This is a genomic window from Amycolatopsis sp. YIM 10, from assembly GCF_009429145.1.
Classification (GTDB): domain Bacteria; phylum Actinomycetota; class Actinomycetes; order Mycobacteriales; family Pseudonocardiaceae; genus Amycolatopsis.
Window position 1 is genome coordinate 8,926,480 of record NZ_CP045480.1, and the last position, 19,363, is coordinate 8,945,842.

Sequence of the window (19,363 nt, forward strand, 5' to 3'; positions counted from 1 at the left end):
GTTGCTTTCCCACGTGTTGGCGCAGTTTCAAGTCTTACTTTCACCATACTTTCGGCTGGTCTGGGCAACGCCGGGATTGTGCGAGTCTCGCCGGAGGAAGAACCGCGCGTGTCCGCGCGGTGACACATTCACGAGGGAGTGACCTTGCCGAGAATCGTTGGGGTGCGGATGGCCGCACTCGTCGGCGCGCTCTTCGCCGGGACGCTGAGCGGGCTGGCGCCGAGCGCGACCGCCGCCGAGGAAGGCGGTGTCAAGGCCGCGCAGGTCGGTGCCACCGCGCCGGTCAACTGGGGCGCGTGCGCCACGGAGACGCTGGCCGGCGTGCCCGCCGACCAGGTCCACCTGTACAGCTGCGCGCGGTACCGGGTGCCGATCGACCACGACAACGCCGCGCTCGGCACCATCGACATCGCGCTGCTCAAGCGCGCGGCCAAGGTGACCGACCAGCGGGTGGGCTCGCTGTTCCTCAACCCCGGCGGCCCCGGCGGTTCCGGCCTGCGCATGCCGATCAGCGGGCAGTTCTACTTCCAGCCGCAGGTGCTGGACCGGTTCGACCTGATCGGCTTCGACCCGCGCGGGGTCGGCCAGAGCAACCCGCTGCGCTGCTTCACCACCGCCGAGGACGCCGACGAGGTGTTCGGCGCGATGATCGGCGTGCCGCAGAGTCGTGAGGAGATCTCCGGCACCCTCGCCGCGTACCGCGACTACGGCCAGTTCTGCAAGAACAACGCCGGTTCGCTGCTCAACCACATGTCCACCAAGGACGTGGTGCGCGATCTCGACACGCTGCGCGCCGCGGTCGGTGACCAGAAGCTCACCTTCGTCGGCTTCTCCTACGGAACGCTGATCGGCTCGACCTACGCCGGCATGTTCCCGAAGCAGACCCGCGCGATCGTGGTCGACGGCAACGTCGACCCGAAGCTGCGCACCAGCGACGGCGTGGCGTACGACCAGCAGCGCGCCGACGGCTTCGAGATCGCGCTCGACGCGTTCCTGAAGAAGTGCCAGCAGGTCGGCCCGAAGTGCGCGTTCAGCTCGGGCAACCCGCGCGCCAAGTTCGACGAGGTGCGCGACCACCTGCGCAAGCAGCCGATCGACTCGGTCGACATCAGCCTGTTCACCGGTGGCGTGGCCAGCGCGCTCTACTCGCCCACCCGGTTCCCCGGCCTGGCCGAGGACCTGCAGGCGCTGTACGACACGATCCACCCGAGCACGAACACGGACGCGGTGAAGGTGGCCGCGGCTCCGGCGATGAAGACGCTCGTCCCCGGCAAGAACGGCCTGGCCGACATCGACCCGGACAGCCCGTACCTCTCGGACGACTCGTACTTCGCGGTGAACTGCTCGGACAAGCCGATGAACATCAAGCAGAACAAGGTGCCGCAGATCGCCGCGGACACCGAGCGGAAGTCGCCGACCTTCGGCCGCTACCAGGTGTTCTCCGACATCGCGGGCTGCCCGGTGTGGCCGGCGAAGAACCCGGACGTCTACCGCGGCCCGTGGCGGGCCAAGACCGACACGCCGATCCTGGTGGTCGGCAACTACTACGACCCGGCCACCCAGTACAAGTTCAGCCGGCGGATGGCCGACCAGCTCGGCAACGCGCGGCTGCTCTCGGTCGACGCCTTCGGCCACTGCATCCTGGGTGACGCGGCCGGGGTGGACAAGATCGCCGCGGACTACCTGATCGACCTGAAGGTGCCCGCCGACGGCCAGGTGTTCCAGCCGAACGTGCAGCCGTTCAGCTAGACCGTCACACGGACAGCGGGGCGGGCCGAAGTGACCCGCCCCGCTTTTCGGCGGCAATATTGCACCGTTCGTTCTCAACAGCGTACGGTGGTGGACGTGGCGCGGCAGAAGGAGTTCGACCCGGAGGCGGTACTGGGCCAGGCCATGGCCGTGTTCTGGGCGCAGGGCTACGAGAAGACCTCGATGCAGGACCTGGTCCAGCACATGGGCGTGCACAAGCGCAGCATGTACGACACCTTCGGCGACAAGCACGCGTTGTTCCTCAAGGCGCTGGACCACTACACCAGCCGCGCCGAGGCCACCTTCCGCTCCACAGTGGACAGCATCACGGACACCCGCGCGGCGCTGCGCGCGCTGATCGAAGGGTCGATCGAAGCCGGTACCGAGCACAGCCGCGGCTGCATGCTGGTGAACTGCGCGACCGAGCTGGCCCCGCGCGACCCCGAGGCGGCCGAGCAGGTCGAACGGCACTTCGAGCGGACCAGGCAGCTGCTGGTCGATCTGGTCGCCCGCGACCGGAACCGGCGGGACGCGGAAGCACTGGGCACCCTGCTGTTCAACGCCTGGCTCGGACTGCGGGTGCAGGCGCGCGCCGGGCAGTCGCCCGCGCGGCTGCGCCGGATGGCCGAAACCCTCTACGCCCTGCTCGACTGAATTTTTTTTGCGCTGATTCTGCACCGTCCGTTCTCAATAGAAGGAGTCCCGATGAGCATCGAACTGTCGACCTCGGTCGCGGTGGTGACCGGCAGCAATCGCGGCCTCGGCAGGCGGTTCGCCGAGCAGCTGCTCGCCCGTGGCGCCAAGGTCTACGCCACCGCGCGGCGACCGGAAGCGGTCGACCTGCCCGGCGCGATCCCGCTGCGGCTGGACCTCGGCGACAGCGCGTCGATCGAGGAGGCCGCGCGTGTCGCCGCCGACGCCACCGTGCTGATCAACAACGCCGGGATCTCCACGATGACCCCGCTGATCGGCGGCGACCTCGACGACATCCGGCGGGAAATGGACACGCACTACTTCGGCACGCTCGAAGTGACGCGTGCCTTCGCGCCGGTGCTCGAAGCCAACGGCGGGGGTGCGGTGCTGAACGTGCTGTCGGTGCTGTCCTGGTTGCACGTGCCCGACCTCGGTGCCTACAGCGCCGCGAAAACCGCGTCGTGGGCGATGACCAACCTGGTGCGCCAGCAGCTCGCGCCCAAGGGCATCCACGTGGCCGGACTGCACGTCGGTTACCTGGACACCGACATGGCGGCGAGCGTGCCCGCCGACCAGAAGTCCGACCCCGGCGAGGTGGCCGCGTTCGCGCTCGACGCACTCGCCGACGGCCAGCCGGAGATCATCGCCGACGAACTGAGCCGCCAGGTCAAGGCGGGTTTGAGCGCCTAACGCTCCCAGCGTTCTGAGAAGAGTTCGTAGCTTGGCGGCTCACCCGGCAGCGGGTGGGCCGCCGTGGCGCGGAGGCCGTCGAGTGCGATGGCGTTGATCCGCGCCCGTGCTTCGCGCGCGGACTCCACCAGGTCGGCCCGGCCCTGCCTGCCGAGCTGGTCGAGCAGCGGCGACTTGGCCAGTTGCTCGATCAGCAGCGCCAGGTCGACCATGGTCACGTCGGCCCGCAGCACCCCGGCGCGGTGCGCGCGCTCGACCAGCGCGGTGACCGCCTCGTCCGAGCGCGAGTTCTTGTCCGCCATCTCGTCGGTGACCTCGATCAGCCCGGCGAGCGGCGCCAGCGAGCCCGGCCCGATCTCGATCGCCGTCCGGATGTAGTGCGCGAGCCCTTCCCACGGGTCCTCGTCGGCGAGACCTTCCTCGGCGGCCCGCAGGTAGTCGTCGAGCGCGAGCACACACAGGTGCTGGAACAGCTCCTCCTTGGTGCGGTACCGCCGGTACAGGCTGCCGATGCCGACCCCGGCGCGTGCCGCGATCGCCGCCACCGAAGCGTGCGCGCCGTCCACCGCGAGCACCTCGCGCGCGGCCCGCAACAGCGCCTCGTCGTTCCGTTCGGCCTCGGCCTTTCTCGTCATCCCCGCCAGCCTAACGCCCTTGCGGAGTGATTCGCTCCGCAGGTACCGTCGGTCATACCGGAGCGATTCGCTCCGATAGAGCCGAGGGAGCACCCGTGACCGACACCGACGCGATCCGCCAGACCATCGCGAACGCCGAGAAGCACCAGAACGACACCGACGAGTTCATCGCGCTGCACACCGCCGACGCGCTCATCGTCAACATCGCCGGTCGCCGCGTGCTCGGCCGCGGCGCGATCCGGGAGGCGATGGAGCGGGCGCTGGCCACACCGCTGGCGAAGGTCCTGACCAGAACGGAGATCGTGGACATCCGCTTCACCACACCCGACGTGGCGCTGGTGAGCTGCATGAAGCACGTGTCCGACGAGCGCGAAGACGGCGGCGAACTGCCCGCGAAGGGCAGTCTGACCTACGTGGTGGCGCGCGAAGGCGACGACTGGAAGATCGCCCTCGCGCAAACCACCCCGATCGTCAGCTGAGCAGTTCCGCGCGCACGGCCTCGGCTTCACGGGCCGAGCCACCGCGCCAGGCGACCACCTGGTCCGGTCGCAGCAGCAGCCAGTCGCCGTCGAACTCGGTGACCGTCCACTTCGGACCAGCCAGGTCCAGCGTCGACCGCGTGCGCGCGAGGTCGAGCCAGCGGTGCGGGATGCGGGTGCCGACACGGCCGGCCGGGGCGAAGTCGGTGATCGGCTCGGTGGAACCGTCGGGCACCAAAGCCCCTGCGGTGTACTGGAATCCGCCCGCCGCCAGCACGAACGGATGCGCCAGTCCCGGATCCTCGACGCCGGAGCGGAAGGTGTCCGCGCGCCGGGCGGACTGGTCGGCGGCGAACCAGCCCGCCGGTCGCCGTTCGGCGTCGTAGCTGTCGAGCAACCGCGGTGCCGCTTCCCCGCGCAGCACCGCGGCCAGCTTCCAGCCGAGGTTGTGCACGTCGGCGATCCCGGTGTTCGCGCCGCTGGCCGCGAACGGCGGCATCACGTGCGCGGCATCGCCGACCAGGTGCACGCGGCCCGCCGAATACCGGTCCGCCACCAGCATTTCCGCCTGCCAGCCGAGCACGCTGAGGATCTCCAGATCGGGCACCGGCACGCCGAGCGCGGTGCGCAGGACCGCGGGCCAGTCACGGTCGGTCTCGCCGCCCGACGCCATGAACACCCAGCGGCGCCGCCCGTCGACCGAAGCCAGCGCACCGGCCGCGTCGGGGTGGTCGAGCAGGCAGAGATTGAACTCGCGCCCGCGCACGACGTCAGCGAGATCCGCGAGGAAGTACACGTTCACGCTGGCTTCGCCGACCGCGCCCCGGCCGGAACGCCCGATGCCCAGCGCCTCCCGCACGCCGCTGCGCGCGCCGTCGGCGGCGACAAGGTAGTCCGCGCGGATCTCCGTCCCGTCGAGTCGGGTGGTCACCCCGTCGGCGTCCTGCTCGAACCCGAACAGTTCCGTGCCGAACCGCACGTCGGCGCCGGCTTCGACGGCCGCCTTCCGCAGCACCGGTTCGAGCACGTCCTGGGCGATCAGGCAGGGCGGTTCCGGGCTCACGTCCATCGCCTCCTCCCCACCGGCGGGCTGCCACAGCGGCAGTTGCCCGGCTTCGGCGAGGGTGCGGCCTGAAGCCATGTGGTCGTGGCCCACCAGATCGCGCGCGGCCTCGCGCACCAGGTCGGCGAGGCCCAGCTCGCGGAAGATCTCCATGGTGCGGAAGTGGAAGCGGCGGGCCTTCGGTTGCGGCGACGTCGTCGACCGGCGTTCCACCAGGGTCACTTCGACGTCGTGGTGCCGCAGCACCAGGGCGGCGGTCAGCCCGGCCAGGCCACCGCCGACAATCAGTGTACGTTGTCCACTCATGATGTACGTTGTACACCGACTGCTAGCCTACGTCCACCATGAACGAGAAACTGGTGTGGTTCGACGAGCCGCCGCGTACCACGCAACCGCTCAGCCGCGAGCGGATCGTGGCCGCCGCCGTGGACCTCGCCGACGCGCAGGCCGACGGTGAGATCACCATGCGCGCGCTCGCGCAGAAGCTCGGCGTGCGCAGCCCGATGGCGCTCTACCGCTACGTCGGGAGCAAGGACGGGCTGGCCGATCTGATGGCCGATCACGGGTACGGCCTGATCACCGTGCCCAGGGGCGAGGGTTGGCGGCCCGCGCTGCGCGCGCTCGGCCTGTCCGGATGGGCGGCCGTTCAGGCACACCCGTGGTTCGCGCGGCTCGCGTTCAGCCGCCCTCCGCTCGGCCCGAACGCGATGGCGCTCTACGACGCCGCGCTGGCCGAACTCGATTCACTGGACCTGCCCGCGGCCACCCGGATGGGTTTTGTGAACACGGTTTTCGGGCACGTGTTCGGCTCCGGGCTGGCGTTGCTGGAGGAACGCACCATGCGCGCCGGAATCGGCGACGCCACCGACGCGGACCTCGCCGAGGCGGCGCGGCCCTACCTGGACCGCGTCGCCGCCTCGGGGAAGTACCCGTACTTCACGAAATGGGCCAGCGACCCCGGCCGCGACGACTCCGCGCCGCAGACCTTCGAAAAGATCCTGGAATGGTTGCTGGACGGCCTGGAAACCGTTCCGGGCAACGACTAGTTCGTGTTTTCACAAGCGGCGGAGCCGCTTGCTGTGGGCCGTCAGCCCGCTCCGCCACCCGCACCGCCACGCAAACCAGGTCAAACACTGACTAAGTGCGCGAACGGCGCTTGCGGCCGGTGACCTTGTTGTAGATGACGAGCACGATGATGGCTCCGATGACCGAGCCGATCCAGCCCGCCGGTTCGAAGCCGCGGAAGCCGACGGTGAGCAGTCCGAAGAGGAAGCCACCGACCACCGAGCCGACGATGCCCAGCAGGATCGTCTGCAGGAAGCCGATGTCGTCCTTGCCGGGCACCAGCGCGCGGGCGATGAAACCGGCGATCAGGCCGAACAGCAGCCACCCGAGAATGGTCCAGAACACAACGAGCCCCTCACTGTCCGGCGGATCCCTTCGCCGATCACGCTACCCGTCCGCGCACCGCGCCGCCGCCGGTAAGGGTTGACCCGCACCACAGCCCGCCCGGACCGTTGAACCCGTGCACACCTGGCAGACGGTGGCCCGCCACCGGTGGACCCGGCACCAGACCTGTTCCTGCGGCGCCTGGCGCGTGGTGCGCGGCTGGCGCGAGCGGTGGCGATCATCACCGGCCCAGTGCCCGGCACGGCCGCCGATCCAGCCGCTCCCCCGCGGCTGGCCGCACCACAAGGCCCACGGCGAAGCCGGATTCTTCGACGGCTGAGCGGTTCTATACTCGGTCGAGCATGACCACCGAGACCGAACTCCCCGTCGCGCAGCTCCTTGACGTGTTCAAGGCGCTCGCCAATCCGGTGCGCCTGCAGGTGCTCCGCTGGCTGCGCGAGCCGGAACGGCACTTCCCGATCGAGGAGGGCATCGCCGATCCGCACGAGGTCGGCGTGTGCGTGAGCCAGATCCAGGCGAAGACCGGGCTGGCGCAGTCGACCGTCTCCGCCTACATGGCCTCACTGCAACGCGCCGGCCTGGTCCGCGCGACCCGCGTCGGCAAGTGGACGCACTACCAGCGCGACGAGGACCGCATCGCGCGACTGGTCGACGTGCTCGGCCGCGAGCTCTGAAAACCTCTCAGTCGAGGCAGAATTCGTTGCCCTCGACGTCCCGCATCACGATGCACGACTCGTTCTCCTCGTCGGCGTACAACGTCCGCTCGTGCGCGGCGCCGAGCGCGATCAGCCGGTCGCACTCGGCCTGGAGCGTGGCGAGGCGCTCGTCCCCCACGAGCCCGGTGCCCGCCCGCACGCAGAGGTGCACCCGGTTCTTGACCACCTTGCTTTCGGGGACGCGCTGGAAGTACAGCCGGGGCCCCACGCCGGTGGGATCACTGCAGGAGAACGACGCGCCCCGCTGCTCGGGCGGCAGCGAGTTGTCGTAGTCGGCCCAAGTGGCGAACCCCTCCGGCGGCGACGGCACGACGTACCCCAGCACCTCGCACCAGAACCGGGCGACGCGCTCGGGCTCCGCACAGTCGAAGGTGACCTGGAACTGCTTGATCGACATGGATCCACCCTAACCACGCACCCCGCCCGTGCCGCTCATATCGAAATTATGCGATACTTCGATGCATGAGCGAACTGGATCTGGGCCGCTTCGGCGTGTGGACCTTCGACTTCGAGCACCTGACGGCGAGCGAGATGCGGGAGTCCGTTCAGGAACTCGAAGAACTGGGCTGGCCCGCGTTCTGGGTGCCCGAACTACTGGGCCGCGAAGCGCTGACGCACGCCGGGTTCCTGCTCTCCGCCACCGAGCGCATCACCGTGGTGAACGGCATCGCGCAGGTCCGAGCCCGCGAACCGCGGTGGACACACGGCGCGGCGAAGCTGCTCGCCGACGCCTACCCCGGCCGTCACGTGCTCGGCCTGGGTTACGGGGGCGCGCAGCCAGGAATCAAGCCGCTGCAGGCGATGGGCCAGTACCTGGACGATCTCGACGCGGCGACGGACGTCAACCCCGCACCAGCGAGCCCGATGCGGCGGATCCTCGCGGCCTACGGCCCGAAAATGCTCGAACTGGCCAGGGAACGGTCCGCCGGCGCGCACACCTACCACGTGTCGGTCGCGCACACCGCCCAGGCGCGCGAGGTGCTCGGCGACGCGTTCCTCGGCGTCGAGCACGCGGTGCTCTTCGAAACCGATCCGGCCAGGGCGCGGGAAATCGCCCGCGCACACCTGCACCCGTACCTGACGCAGAAGTACAACATCGCCAAGTTCCTGCGCCTGGGCTACACCGAGGCGGACATCGACGGCGGCAGCGACCGGATCGTCGACGACCTCGTCTTCTGGGGCGACCTCGATTCGATCATCGCCAAGTTGCACGGGCACCTCGACGCGGGCGCGGACCACGTGGGGATCCAGGTCATCGGCGTCGAACCCGGCGAATCGGCGATGCCCCACTGGCGACGGCTGGCCGAGGCGCTACCGCGCTGACGAAGCCGAGGAAACCGACGGATATCCGGCGATCTTCCACTCGAGCATGCCGTCCGCCAGCCGGAGCGCCCGCCGCCCCTCGGCGGTGAGGAACCGGACGGCGTCGTGCGAGAAGGTGCAGTAGGTGCCGCGGCAGTAAGCCACGACGTCCAGATCCGGTGGCAGTTCCCCGATCCGCTCGGTCAGTTCGTCCAGCGGGATCGACAGCGCGCCGGGGATGTGCCCGGCCGCGTACTCCGCTCCCGGCCGGACGTCGAGCACCACCACCTCACCGGCCTCGGCCCGGCGCAACAGCTCTTCGCGATCGATGTGCTCGGTGTCGTCGGGGCCGAGGTACCGGCGCGCGGCCGCGTCGACGTCGGCGACGTTGCTCGCCGCGACGGCGAGCAACTGCCCGTAGAGCGCGGCGACCGCGGGATCGGCCACGCGGTAGCGGATCGTGGTGCCGTCGCGCTCGGTCGCCACCAGTCCCGCGCTCTTCAGCGCCTGGAGACCGGCCGACGCCGTGGTGACGTTGAGCCCGGCGACCTCGGCCAGCTCGACCACCCCACGCGGGCTCTGCACCAGCAGTTCGAGCAGCTGCAATCGCGTGCCGTTGCCCAGCGCCTTGCCGACGCGTGCCAAGTGCTCGTACAGATCCCGCCGCGGACTGCCCTCGGCCATCACTTCCTCCAATATTCCATAGTTCCGTGGAATACGGTTATTATACGCCCATGCACTCCTCCAGAGCCCTGCCACCGGCGGTCTACCTGCTCGCCTTCAGCCTGTTCGCGATGGGCAGCGCGGAGTTCCTGCTCGCCGGGGTCCTGCCGTCGATCGCCGCGGACCTGGGCGTATCCCTGTCCGCGGCCGGCGCGCTGATCTCCGCCTTCGCCATCGGCGTGGTCGTCGGCGGGCCACCGCTGGCCGTGCTGACCCTGCGCTGGCCGCGCCGGACCACACTGGTGACCGCCCAGCTCGTGTTCGCCGCGTCCGTGGCGCTTGGCCTGCTCACCGACGACTACCCGGTGCTGCTGGCGAGCCGGTTCCTCGGCGGCCTCGCCTACGCCGGTTACTGGGCGGTCGCGGCGGTCACCGCGATCAGCCTCGTGCCCGCCGACCGGACCGCCCGCGCGTCGGGTGTGGTCGTCAGCGGCCTCAGCCTGGCGATGATCGGCGGCGGCCCGGCCGGTGCGCTGCTGAGCCACTTCACCGGCTGGCGCGGCGGATTCTGGGCCGTGGTCGCGTTCACCACGATCGGCGCGGTCCTGACTCTGGTCGCCGTGCCCGCGACGGGCACGGGTCCCCGGCCGAGCGTGCGGGCGGAACTGCGCACGATGCGGCGGCCGCAGCTGTGGGTGGTCTTCGCGGTGACGCTGCTGAGCACGGCCGCGTACATGGTTTCGTACAACTACCTCGCGGCCTTCCTCACCGATCTCACCGGTGTGCCGGAGGTGTGGGTGCCCGCGGTGCTCACGCTGTTCGGCGTCGGCGCGTTCGCCGGACTGTCGCTCGGCGGCCGGATCGCCGACGGGCGGCCGTTCCACGCCCTGCTCGCCGGGGCGATCGGCATCGCGGGGTGCAGTGCGCTGCTCGCGGTGTCCGCCGGGCACGCGCTCGCCGTGGTCCCGCTCGTCCTGCTGCTCGGTGTCGCCGGTTTCGTGCTCAACCCGGCGATCTACGGGCGGGTGTTCACCATCGCGGCCCAGGCGCCGACGCTGGCCGGGGCGACCACCGTTTCGGCGTTCCAGCTGGGCATCAGCCTGGTGCCGGTGTTCGCCGGAACCGTGCTCCACGACGGCACCGGGCTCGCGGCGATCCCGTGGGTCGGAGTCGCGCTGGCCGTGCTGACCGTGCCCGCCGTGTTGCTCGACCGGCGCCTCGCCGCCGTCGGCCGGAGTTCTGCCAGTATCGGCTCATGAAGCGGATAACCTTGGCACTACTGGGTTTCGCCGGTCTGGTCGGGTGGGGCGAGGTGGTGCACTGGCGGGCTTCCCGCGCGCTGGTGCACCCCCGGCGCCCCGCCCGCTCCGAGGCGGTGGTGGTGCTCGGTTACCGCAACAAGGGCACCGACGCCAACGCGATGAACCGGTGGCGCGTGCGTGCGGCCCTGCGCTCGATCGATCCCGCGCTCGACTCGGTGCTGGTCTGCTCGGGCGCGGGCAGTGGCCCGGTGCCGGAGGCCGAGCTGCTGGCGCGGCACGCGGCGGCGCTCGGTTTCACCGGCGAGGTCCGGCTGGAGGACCGCTCGCGCAGCACCTGGCAGAACATCGAGTTCCTCGCCCCGCTGCTCGAACGGGTGGACCAGATCAAGATCGTGTCCAACCCGCTGCACGCCGAGAAGGCCCGGCTCTACCTGCACCACCAGCGCCCCGACCTGGCCGCGCGCCTGGTCCGCGGCGCCGACTACCGGCCGGGGGAAGCCTGGCCGCTCAAACCGCTGCTCGCCGCCCACGGCCTGCGCAAACTCGCTCTCGGCAAACGCGACCTGGCACGCCGCGCCGCCATGTAGTGGCTATCCACAGCGGTATCCACAACATGTGGACAACGGATGATGGGCGGCAAACGCTCAGACGGCGAACACCTGGCTGTCGTCGGCGAAGGCCTTGAACTCGAGCGCGTTGCCCGCCGGGTCCAGCAGGAACATGGTCCACTGCTCGCCGGGCTCGCCCGCGAACCGCACGTAAGGCTCGATCACGAACTCGGTGCCCGCCGCGCGCAGGCGGTCGGCCAGCTTGCCGAACTCCTCGACGGTGAGCACCAGGCCGAAGTGCGGCACCGGCACGTCGTGCCCGTCGACCGGGTTGTGGATCCGGCGGGTGCCCTCGGCCGCGAGATGGGTGACGAACTGGTGCCCGTGCAGGTTCCAGTCCACCCAGGTGTCGGAGCTGCGGCCCTGGGCGAGGCCGAGCACCTCACCGTAGAAGTGGCGGGCGGCGGCCAGGTCGTCCACCGGCATCGCCAGGTGGAACCGCGGGATCGGGGAGTCGAGAACAGTCATGTCGCAATGTTAACATTCAGACAAACGACGAGAGGTGAGACGTGAACCACCCACCAGCCGTGGCACCCGCCCGACGGCGCGGTCTCGCCGACGAGGTCGCCGACCGCATTCGCGAGGCCATCTTCAACGGCGGTTACGCCCCCGGTACGCAACTGCGCGAGGTCGAACTGTCCGCGGCGATGGACGTCAGCCGCGGCCCGGTCCGCGAGGCGCTGCTCCGGCTCGAACGCGAGGGCCTGGTTCGCAGCGAGTGGCATCGCGGGGCCACGGTCACCGACCTGACCGCCGAGGACGTGGCCGAGCTGGACAGCCTGCGCGGAGCGCTCGAAGCGCTCGCCGTCCAGTTGGTCACCGAACACGCCACCGACGCGGATTTCGACCGGATCGATCAGGCCGTGACCCTGATGGACAGGGCGGCCGACGCGCACGAGATGGTCCGCGCCGATCTGGCCTTCCACGACGCCGTCTACGCCGCCGCTCACCACCGGCGCCTGGCCGAGGCGTGGGCGGCGATCCGCAACCAGGTCCACCTGTTCCTGCTCACCCGGATCACCCTGAGCGCCCGCGACTACCTCGCCCACATCCCGGCCGAACACCGCGAACTCATCAGGATCCTGCGCACGCGGGATGCCGGGAGCGCACTCGCCGCCTTCGCCGAGCACCGCCGCCACGCCTTCGAAATCCTCAACAGCTGACCATCGGTGACCGAGCGCCCTGTTTGACGTACGCCCGACCGGGGTAACCATTCGCCACAAAGTGGAAGGGGCGGCACCATGCGAAGGCCCGCGGACGCCGCCGGGCGCCCCCTGGCAGGGCTGGCCACCGAGGTCGACCTCCTCCCACCCCTGCCACCCGCGCTGGACGCACTGCACCACCGCGAGCCCGCCACCGCCGAAAACGCTTCGCGGCTGCGCGTCGTGCTCGCCCGCTGGCTGCGCGGGCTCGGCCTGACCGGCGACCGGCACGACGACGTGGTGCTCGCCGCCTACGAAGCCATGGCCAACGTGGTCGACCACGCCTACGCCAGGGCGGCCGGTCCGCTCGAACTGCACGGGCACGCTTCCGCCGGGACGTGCACCATCACCGTTTCGGACCGGGGACGGTGGCGCCGGCCGCGGACGGTCGCCGGTTCCTTCCGCGGCCGAGGGCTCGGCATGATGCACGAACTGGCCGACGAGGTGCTGCTGCGCTCGAACGCGCTCGGCACCACCATCCGGATGACCTGGCAGCTCGGCTACCCCGCCTGAGCTGCGAAACGTTGTCGCGATGACACCCCGCGCTCTGGTGGGCGGCACGGTTGCCTGGGAGCATGCCGGGTACACCTGGTGCTGTCATCGGGTTGTCGAGGAGGTGTCGCATGGCACTGCGTCCTCGTGACGTGGTGGTGGTCGGCGCCTCGGCAGGCGGCGTCGAGGCGCTCCGCGCCATGGTGGCCGATCTGCCCGCGGATCTGCCCGCGGCCGTGCTCGTGGTGCTGCATCTGCCGTCGGGCGGCACCAGCGCACTGGCCGGCATCCTGGACCGGGCCGGTCCTCTGTCCGCCACTCCCGGCCGGAACGGCGAGCGGTTGGCGACGGGTCATGTCTACGTCGCACCCCCGGATCACCACCTCCTGGTCATCGGTGACCGGATCGCGCTGTCACACGGCCCCACCGAGAACGGGCACCGCCCGGCGATCAACGCGCTCTTCCGGTCCGCGGTCGTTTCCCACGACGCGGCCGTGACCGGTGTGCTGCTTTCCGGGGTGCTCGACGACGGGGTCGCCGGTCTGCGGGCGATCGCCGCACAGGGTGGCGTGGTGGTCATCCAGGCTCCGGACGACGCGCTCTACCCCGCGTTGCCCAGCCACGCGCTGGCCGCGGTCAGCCCGGACCACGTCGTACCCGCCGCCGCGATCGGGGAGGTACTCGGCAAGATCGCCGGTACCTCCGTGGAAAACTCGGTTTCCGCACCGGAACTGCTGCGCTGGGAGAACGACATCGCCGGGGGCGGCGTGCCACGCGAAAAGGTGGAATACGTGGGCGCACCATCGGAATTCTCCTGCCCCGACTGCGACGGCGCGCTCACCGACATCGAGCGCGGCCAGTGGTACCGCTGCCGGATGGGACACGCCTGGAGCGCGGAGGCGCTGCTGGCCGCGCAGGGGTCCGCGTTGGACCGCGCGATGTGGACGGCGTTGCGCACGCTGGAAGAACGAACGGCGTTGACCACGCGCATGGCCACTCAGGCGCACGACCGCGGCAGCCCCGCCATCGCCGCCCGCTATGAAGAACAAGCACGCGAAACAACCGAAGCCGCGGAAGAAATCCGGCGGCAACTCGGATGAGGTGTGATAAACGGTGAACCTGAGGCTCGAGCAAGCGAAGCGTGACGGCGCGACGGTGGTGACACCGACCGGGCTGCTGGAGGTGGCGACCTACGGGACGATGCGCGACTTCCTGACGAAGGTGGGCACGGACGACCCGCGTGCGGTGATCGTCGACCTCGGTGCCCTCGAGATCGACTCCACCAGCGCGTTGTCCGTGTTCACCGCGGCACACACGCGGCTCGGCCAGTGGCCGGGAGTGCCGCTGATGCTCGCCGACGGCGGAGTGCACACCCGCGAGTTGCTGGCCACCGGGCGCACCCGGCGCTACCTCCCGGTACACGACACCGTGGCCGAGGCGATCGACGCGATCGGTGAACCACCGCCCCGGCGGGTGGCCCACGTCGAACTGGTCAACGAAATGGGCAGTGCCCGCGTGGCCCGCGGGTTCATCAGCGAGGTGTGCGCCGAGTGGGGCGTGGCCGGCCCCATCCTCTACGACGCCCTCCTGCTGGTCAACGAGCTGGTGACCAATGTCGTCATGCACACCGGCTCCGCACCGCGGATCCGGGTGGAACTGCGCCGCGGGGTGCTGAGCATCGCGGTGTCCGACGACGTCCCGGGGGAGGTGGTCGTCCGCGACCCCGGCGCCGATATGCACGGACTCGGCGGGCTGCTGCTGGTCGCGCAGACCGCGGTGGCGTGGGGCTGCGTGCCGACCTCCGGCGGGGGCAAGGTCGTCTGGGCGACCCTGCGGACCCGCTAGTACCGTGCGCGACGTGGAGGAAACGGCGAACGACCAGGTAGACCTCGAATTCGAGGCGGTGCTGCTGTACCTGAAGGAGTCGCGCGGTTTCGACTTCACCGGCTACAAGCGCACCAGCCTCGCCCGGCGGGTGCGGCGGCGGATGAACCAGATCGGCATCGATGACTACCCCACCTACGTCGACCGTCTCCAGGTCGACGTCAAGGAGTTCGGCGCGCTCTTCGACACCATCCTGATCAACGTCACCAGCTTCTTCCGCGACCCCGACGCGTGGACCGTGCTGCGCGAAACCCTGATCCCGGCGCTGCTCGCCCAGCGGGCCCCCGATGACCAGATCCGGATCTGGAGCGCGGGCTGCGCCTCCGGCGAGGAGGCCTACACGCTGGCGATGGTGTTCGCCGAGGCGATCGGGCCGGAACGCTTCCGCCAGCGGGTGAAGATCTACGCCACCGACGTGGACGAGCAGGCGCTGGTGGAAGCGCGGCACGCGGCGTACCCGGAAAGCGCGATCGAGAACGTGCCGCCGGACCTGCGCGCCACCTATTTCGAGCGCCAGGGCGAGAAGTACACCTTCCGCAAGGACCTGCGGCGCTCGGTCATCTTCGGCCGCAACGATCTGGTGCAGGACGCGCCCATCTCCCGGATCGACCTGCTGGTCTGCCGGAACACGCTGATGTACTTCAACGCCGAGACCCAGACCAAGATCCTCGGCAGGCTGCACTTCGGGCTGGCCCCGCGCGGCCTGCTGTTCCTCGGGAAGGCGGAGATGCTGCGGTCCCACACCCGGATCTTCGAACCGGTCGACCTGAAGCGGCGGCTGTTCCGCAAGACCGTCGCCATGGCCGCCGGCCCCGGGCACTTCGCCACGCACGCGCTGTCGCGCGACCGCACCGGTGAAATCGGCAGCCTGGACCAGTTGCGGGACTACGCGTACTCGACCTCCCCGGTCGCGCAGATGGTGGTCACCGGTGACGACATCGTGGCGCTGATCAACCATCAGGCCGAGCAGGTCTTCGGCCTGTCCAACCGGGATGTCGGCAGGCCGCTGCGTGATCTGGAGCTGTCCTATCGCCCGGTGGAACTGCGCGGGTACGTCGAGCGGGCGAAGATGGACCGCCGCAGCATCCGGATCAAGGACGCCGAGTGGCAACGCGGGCCCGGCGAGGCCATCTGGCTGGAAATCCACGTCAACCCGCTGGTCGACGCGGACAGCAGGCTGCTCGGGGTGGCGATCTCGTTCCACGACGTCACCGCGGCCAGGGCGCTGCTCGACGAACTGGCGCACACGAACCGGCAACTCGAATCCGCCTACGAGGAACTCCAGTCGACCAACGAAGAACTCGAGACCACCAACGAGGAACTCCAGTCCACCGTCGAAGAACTCGAGACCACCAACGAAGAACTCCAGTCCACCAACGAGGAGCTGGAGACGATCAACGAGGAACTCCAGTCCACCAACGACGAACTGCAGTCGATCAACGACACCCTGCGCGATCGCAGCGTGGAACTCAACTGGGTCAACGACTTCCTCGCCTCGGTGCTGACCTCGATCCGCTCGGGCGCGATCGTCACCGACACCGAGATGCGGGTGACGGCGTGGAACCGCGGTGCCGAGGACCTGTGGGGCATCCGGAGTGAGGAAGCGGTCGGCCAGCACCTGCTGAACCTCGACATCGGGCTGCCGGTGGCCGAACTGCGCCCGAGCGTACGGGCCGCGCTGCAGGACGCGCGGTTCCGGGAAGTCCTGACCCTGAAAGCGGTCAACCGGCGGGGCCGGACGATCTCGCTCCGCCTGCACTGCGGCTCGCTGCACAACCCGGACAACGAGATCCGGGGCGTCATCCTCCTGATGGACCCGGAGGAAACTCCCGAACCCACCGAACACACCGAGCCCTGAGCCCGCCGGAGGGATCAGGGTTTCCTGGCGACCCCGGCGAGAATGGCGGACTCGTTCGGCCGGGTGAAGCGCACTTCCGGGCTGCGTGCGCCGGTTTCCTCCGGGTGCCAGTCCGGGGTCCAGGTGACTCCCGGTGGCACCGGGTGGAACTCGCCGAACAGGGCCTCGATCTCCCGCCGGGGGCGCCAGATCACCGGACTGCCGCCCTGGTCGTAGCGCTCCCGCAGCCGGACCAGCTTCTTGTCGTAGCCCGGCGGCACACCATCGTCGGTGATGTGCGAGATCGCCAGGTACGACAACGGTGGCAGCAGTTCCCGGAACCGCGCGACCACACCGGGTCCAAGGTCCGCCCCGATCCCGTTCGCCGGCGGCTGCCGGAAGTGCAGCACCGCGATCATCAGCAACGCGACGGGCTGGCCGAGGTCGACCACCCCGGTCCGCTCGACCGCCGACCACAGGCCGTCGGGATCGCGGAGGTCCGCGTGGACCACCGCGTGCCGTCTCGGGTCACCGTGTTCGCCCAGCAGTGCCTTCGAATGCGCGACGGCGACCGGTTCGTAGTCGGCGTAGACCACGCGCGCGCGACCGGGCGCCAGATGGTCGGCGACCTGGTGCGCGTGCCCCATGGTCGGCACCCCCGAACCGATGTCGAGGAACTGCGTGACCCCGCGCCGCACCAGGTGGCGCACCACCCGGTGCAGGAACAGCCGGTTCGCCATGGCGATGTCGCGCAGCATCGGGAACTCGGCCAGCACCCGGTCGGCGAACCGGCGGTCGACCGCCCAGTTGGTGGTGCCGCCGAGGTAGTAGTCGTAGACGCGCGCGACGCTCGGTCGGTCGAGGTCGACACCGGGTGGCGGGTAGTCGGTCATCGGGTCTCCTCACCGGCCAGGCCCGCGTCGAGCCGGTCCCGCCACTCGGTCAGCATCCGGGCCGACTCCTCCGGGGTCGACGCGAGTTCGTCCAGCGCGGCCCAGGCGCCCCAGTGCTCCTTGACGTCGTTCTGCTTGTGCAGCAGGAGTTTCCCGCTCACGTACTCGACGTACACCTGATCACCCTCGTCCGGGAAGCTCAGAATGGTGAAGTCCGGGTCCAGGTAGAGGCTGCGGCCGTAGGGCACTACCCGGATCCGCACCCCGGCCAGTTCCCCGCACTTGAGCAGGTGCTGCACCTCGTCCAGTGCGGTCAGCGGGTTCGCGGTGTGGCAGAGCCGGTCCAGCGCGGACTCGCTGAGCAGGAACTCGCGACGGCCCTCGCGGTCGAAGATGCGCTGGCGGTCCTTGCGGGCCGCGATCAGCTCGGACACGTTGGCACAGCCCGCGGCCTGGAACTGCGCCAGCATGTACTGGTCGGACTGGAGCACGCCGGGAATGCGCTCGCCGGTCCACGACCGGATCTCCGACGCGCGCCGCTCCAGTTCGGGAACGTCCCCGAACCACGCCGGCCCGGCCCGGCGGCGGCCGGACCTCAGCCGCGAGGCCGAGTTCACCTCGTTGAGCCGGCGCAGTTCGGCCGCGGTGGCCTGGTCGACGCGGAAGAACTCGATCAGCTTCCCGAGGTTCTGCGCGGAGATCGTGGTGCCGCCGCTCTCGATCTTGGTGACGGTGGACTGGCTGCACGCGAGCACGGTCTTCACCTGGACCTGGGTCACGCCGGCCCGTTTGCGCGCCGTCCGCAGCAGCGCGCCGATCCGGCGGCGCTGCGTGAGCACCGATTCGGCCGCTCCGGAATGGTTCACGAAAACCTCCGGAGGCCATTACGGCCGGTGCGGGCCCTCAGCTGTCGAACTGGCCCGAGCGCACCGATTCGACGAAGTCGGCCCACTCCCCGGCATCGAAAACCAGCACCGGTGAATCGGGCAGCTTGCCGTCGCGCACCCCGACCATTTCCCGGCCTGCCACGTTCACCTCGACGCAGTTCGCGCCATTCGGACCGCAGGCCGCGGGCCGTTGCCAGCCCGCCGGGGCGAAGCGGTCGCCGATCGAATGCGGGTCGTAGGTCTGCATGAGTCCCCCTCGCTGCTCGCCTGCACGGAACCTCGAATATTCGATTCAAGAATGTGGACCGAATATTCGATGCGCAAGCCCGTACGGCGGCTCTCCTGGCTGGTTCCGGCATTTCTCACTCCTTCGGGTTCGGCGGGGACGGCGGCGCCGGGGATGGCCCGGCGCCGCCGGGGATCACTCGATGAGATCGGCGGGTTCGGCTGGCTTGATGGCTTCTGCCGGATCGCCGGATCCGGCGGGATTGGCAAGTCCGGCCGAATCGGCAGGCCCGACTGGATCAGCGAGCCCGGCTGGATCGGCAAGTCCGGCGGGATCGACTGGATTCGCGAGTCCGGCAGGGTTTGCTGGATTGACCGGCCCGGCAGGTCCGGCGAGTCCAGCGGGTTCGGCAGGATCGGCAGGATCGGCGGAACTGGCGGCTCCGCCGGGCGCGCGCCCTCGCAGGCAGGCGAGCAGGATCGCCGCCGCGAGTACTGAGCCGGAGATGCCCGCGCCGGCGGAGGCGCCGAAGAAGACCACCCCCGCTCCGCCGAGCAGCACGGCGGCCAGCAGCGCCACGCGCAGGGTGATGACCCAGCCGCCGAGCACCTCGGCGGCCACCTCCGGCCACGACCGCGGCGGGCGCCGGTGCCGCGCCACCCGATCAGGGGA

At 70.0% G+C, this 19,363-nt stretch carries 25 protein-coding genes; 15 read left to right on the forward strand and 10 right to left on the reverse strand.

The features are described from left to right. The first annotated feature begins 162 nt into the window (after positions 1-162). The 3 genes from YIM_RS41265 to YIM_RS41275 all read left to right on the forward strand — a co-directional run bounded on the left by YIM_RS41265 (position 163) and on the right by YIM_RS41275 (position 3,132). Positions 163-1,749, forward strand: a complete 1,587-nt coding sequence (locus YIM_RS41265; RefSeq protein ID WP_153037576.1) for an alpha/beta hydrolase — start codon at positions 163-165, stop codon at positions 1,747-1,749. Positions 1,750-1,845: 96 nt separating this feature from the next. Beyond that, on the forward strand, positions 1,846-2,403 hold the full coding sequence (locus tag YIM_RS41270; RefSeq protein WP_153035529.1) for a TetR/AcrR family transcriptional regulator: 558 nt from the start codon (positions 1,846-1,848) through the stop codon (positions 2,401-2,403). A gap of 51 nt (positions 2,404-2,454) precedes the next feature. Further along, a complete protein-coding gene (locus tag YIM_RS41275; protein ID WP_228004343.1) occupies positions 2,455-3,132 on the forward strand; it encodes an SDR family oxidoreductase in 678 nt (225 codons plus the stop codon). Here YIM_RS41275 and YIM_RS41280 read toward each other — a convergent pair. Continuing rightward, positions 3,129-3,767: a TetR/AcrR family transcriptional regulator gene (locus tag YIM_RS41280; protein WP_153035530.1), complete on the reverse strand. Its 639-nt coding sequence runs from the start codon at positions 3,765-3,767 to the stop codon at positions 3,129-3,131. The two genes, YIM_RS41275 and YIM_RS41280, sit on opposite strands and share 4 nt — an antisense overlap. Before the next feature lie 95 nt (positions 3,768-3,862). On the opposite strand from YIM_RS41280, the gene YIM_RS41285 reads away from it, so the two are divergent. Then, complete coding sequence (locus tag YIM_RS41285) at positions 3,863-4,246, forward strand: SgcJ/EcaC family oxidoreductase (protein WP_153035531.1); 384 nt, start codon at positions 3,863-3,865, stop codon at positions 4,244-4,246. Here YIM_RS41285 and YIM_RS41290 read toward each other — a convergent pair. After that, positions 4,239-5,615 (reverse strand): FAD-dependent monooxygenase, encoded by a 1,377-nt coding sequence (locus YIM_RS41290; protein WP_153035532.1) that lies wholly within the window; start codon positions 5,613-5,615, stop codon positions 4,239-4,241. The genes YIM_RS41285 and YIM_RS41290 overlap by 8 nt on opposite strands. A 38-nt stretch (positions 5,616-5,653) precedes the next feature. Here YIM_RS41290 and YIM_RS41295 point away from each other — a divergent pair, with 38 nt between their 5' ends. Beyond that, complete coding sequence (locus YIM_RS41295) at positions 5,654-6,355, forward strand: TetR/AcrR family transcriptional regulator (RefSeq protein ID WP_153035533.1); 702 nt, start codon at positions 5,654-5,656, stop codon at positions 6,353-6,355. A gap of 91 nt (positions 6,356-6,446) precedes the next feature. On the opposite strand, the gene YIM_RS41300 is transcribed toward YIM_RS41295, so the two are convergent. Further along, on the reverse strand, positions 6,447-6,719 hold the full coding sequence (locus YIM_RS41300; protein WP_113696326.1) for a GlsB/YeaQ/YmgE family stress response membrane protein: 273 nt from the start codon (positions 6,717-6,719) through the stop codon (positions 6,447-6,449). Positions 6,720-6,834: 115 nt separating this feature from the next. On the opposite strand from YIM_RS41300, the gene YIM_RS41305 reads away from it, so the two are divergent. Beyond that, the gene (locus YIM_RS41305; RefSeq protein ID WP_153035534.1) at positions 6,835-7,038 is read left to right on the forward strand and encodes a hypothetical protein; all 204 of its coding nucleotides are present in this window, start codon (positions 6,835-6,837) and stop codon (positions 7,036-7,038) included. 22 nt (positions 7,039-7,060) lie between these two features. Beyond that, positions 7,061-7,393, forward strand: a complete 333-nt coding sequence (locus tag YIM_RS41310) for a helix-turn-helix transcriptional regulator (protein ID WP_153035535.1) — start codon at positions 7,061-7,063, stop codon at positions 7,391-7,393. Between the two features lie 7 nt (positions 7,394-7,400). Here the strand turns inward: YIM_RS41310 and YIM_RS41315 are convergent, their stop codons facing one another. Beyond that, complete coding sequence (locus YIM_RS41315; RefSeq protein WP_153035536.1) at positions 7,401-7,832, reverse strand: VOC family protein; 432 nt, start codon at positions 7,830-7,832, stop codon at positions 7,401-7,403. A 65-nt stretch (positions 7,833-7,897) separates the two neighbouring features. Here YIM_RS41315 and YIM_RS41320 point away from each other — a divergent pair, with 65 nt between their 5' ends. Further along, entirely contained in the window at positions 7,898-8,758 is an 861-nt protein-coding gene (locus YIM_RS41320; RefSeq protein ID WP_153035537.1) for a TIGR03620 family F420-dependent LLM class oxidoreductase, read from the forward strand. Here YIM_RS41320 and YIM_RS41325 read toward each other — a convergent pair. Then, positions 8,747-9,421 carry a metalloregulator ArsR/SmtB family transcription factor gene (locus tag YIM_RS41325; RefSeq protein WP_153035538.1) on the reverse strand — a complete coding sequence of 225 codons (675 nt, stop codon included), beginning with the start codon at positions 9,419-9,421 and terminating at the stop codon, positions 8,747-8,749. The two genes, YIM_RS41320 and YIM_RS41325, sit on opposite strands and share 12 nt — an antisense overlap. 50 nt (positions 9,422-9,471) lie before the next feature. Between YIM_RS41325 and YIM_RS41330 the strand changes: the two genes are divergently transcribed. Next, positions 9,472-10,659, forward strand: a complete 1,188-nt coding sequence (locus tag YIM_RS41330; protein WP_153035539.1) for an MFS transporter — start codon at positions 9,472-9,474, stop codon at positions 10,657-10,659. After that, positions 10,656-11,249, forward strand: coding sequence for a YdcF family protein (locus YIM_RS41335; RefSeq protein ID WP_153035540.1), 594 nt, complete (start codon positions 10,656-10,658; stop codon positions 11,247-11,249). The genes YIM_RS41330 and YIM_RS41335 overlap by 4 nt, the downstream gene beginning before the upstream one ends. A gap of 57 nt (positions 11,250-11,306) precedes the next feature. Here the strand turns inward: YIM_RS41335 and YIM_RS41340 are convergent, their stop codons facing one another. After that, on the reverse strand, positions 11,307-11,738 hold the full coding sequence (locus YIM_RS41340; protein WP_153035541.1) for a VOC family protein: 432 nt from the start codon (positions 11,736-11,738) through the stop codon (positions 11,307-11,309). A 41-nt stretch (positions 11,739-11,779) separates the two neighbouring features. On the opposite strand from YIM_RS41340, the gene YIM_RS41345 reads away from it, so the two are divergent. From YIM_RS41345 to YIM_RS41365, 5 genes are all read left to right on the forward strand, one after another. Then, the gene (locus tag YIM_RS41345; protein WP_153035542.1) at positions 11,780-12,433 is read left to right on the forward strand and encodes a GntR family transcriptional regulator; all 654 of its coding nucleotides are present in this window, start codon (positions 11,780-11,782) and stop codon (positions 12,431-12,433) included. 78 nt (positions 12,434-12,511) lie between these two features. Further along, a complete protein-coding gene (locus YIM_RS41350) occupies positions 12,512-12,985 on the forward strand; it encodes an ATP-binding protein (protein ID WP_153035543.1) in 474 nt (157 codons plus the stop codon). Between the two features lie 110 nt (positions 12,986-13,095). Further along, the gene (locus tag YIM_RS41355) at positions 13,096-14,064 is read left to right on the forward strand and encodes a chemotaxis protein CheB (RefSeq protein ID WP_153035544.1); all 969 of its coding nucleotides are present in this window, start codon (positions 13,096-13,098) and stop codon (positions 14,062-14,064) included. Between the two features lie 13 nt (positions 14,065-14,077). Further along, the gene (locus tag YIM_RS41360) at positions 14,078-14,809 is read left to right on the forward strand and encodes an STAS domain-containing protein (protein WP_153035545.1); all 732 of its coding nucleotides are present in this window, start codon (positions 14,078-14,080) and stop codon (positions 14,807-14,809) included. A gap of 13 nt (positions 14,810-14,822) precedes the next feature. Next, the gene (locus tag YIM_RS41365) at positions 14,823-16,706 is read left to right on the forward strand and encodes a CheR family methyltransferase (protein ID WP_153035546.1); all 1,884 of its coding nucleotides are present in this window, start codon (positions 14,823-14,825) and stop codon (positions 16,704-16,706) included. 14 nt (positions 16,707-16,720) lie between these two features. Here the strand turns inward: YIM_RS41365 and YIM_RS41370 are convergent, their stop codons facing one another. The 4 genes from YIM_RS41370 to YIM_RS41385 form a co-directional block, all read right to left on the reverse strand. Further along, positions 16,721-17,578, reverse strand: a complete 858-nt coding sequence (locus YIM_RS41370; RefSeq protein WP_153035547.1) for an SAM-dependent methyltransferase — start codon at positions 17,576-17,578, stop codon at positions 16,721-16,723. Beyond that, complete coding sequence (locus YIM_RS41375; protein WP_153035548.1) at positions 17,575-18,444, reverse strand: Scr1 family TA system antitoxin-like transcriptional regulator; 870 nt, start codon at positions 18,442-18,444, stop codon at positions 17,575-17,577. Before YIM_RS41375 ends, YIM_RS41370 begins: the two co-directional genes overlap by 4 nt. Before the next feature lie 37 nt (positions 18,445-18,481). Next, positions 18,482-18,712 (reverse strand): DUF397 domain-containing protein, encoded by a 231-nt coding sequence (locus YIM_RS41380; protein WP_153035549.1) that lies wholly within the window; start codon positions 18,710-18,712, stop codon positions 18,482-18,484. A gap of 174 nt (positions 18,713-18,886) precedes the next feature. Further along, positions 18,887-19,312, reverse strand: coding sequence for a hypothetical protein (locus YIM_RS41385; RefSeq protein WP_153035550.1), 426 nt, complete (start codon positions 19,310-19,312; stop codon positions 18,887-18,889). Between the last annotated feature and the right edge of the window lie 51 nt (positions 19,313-19,363).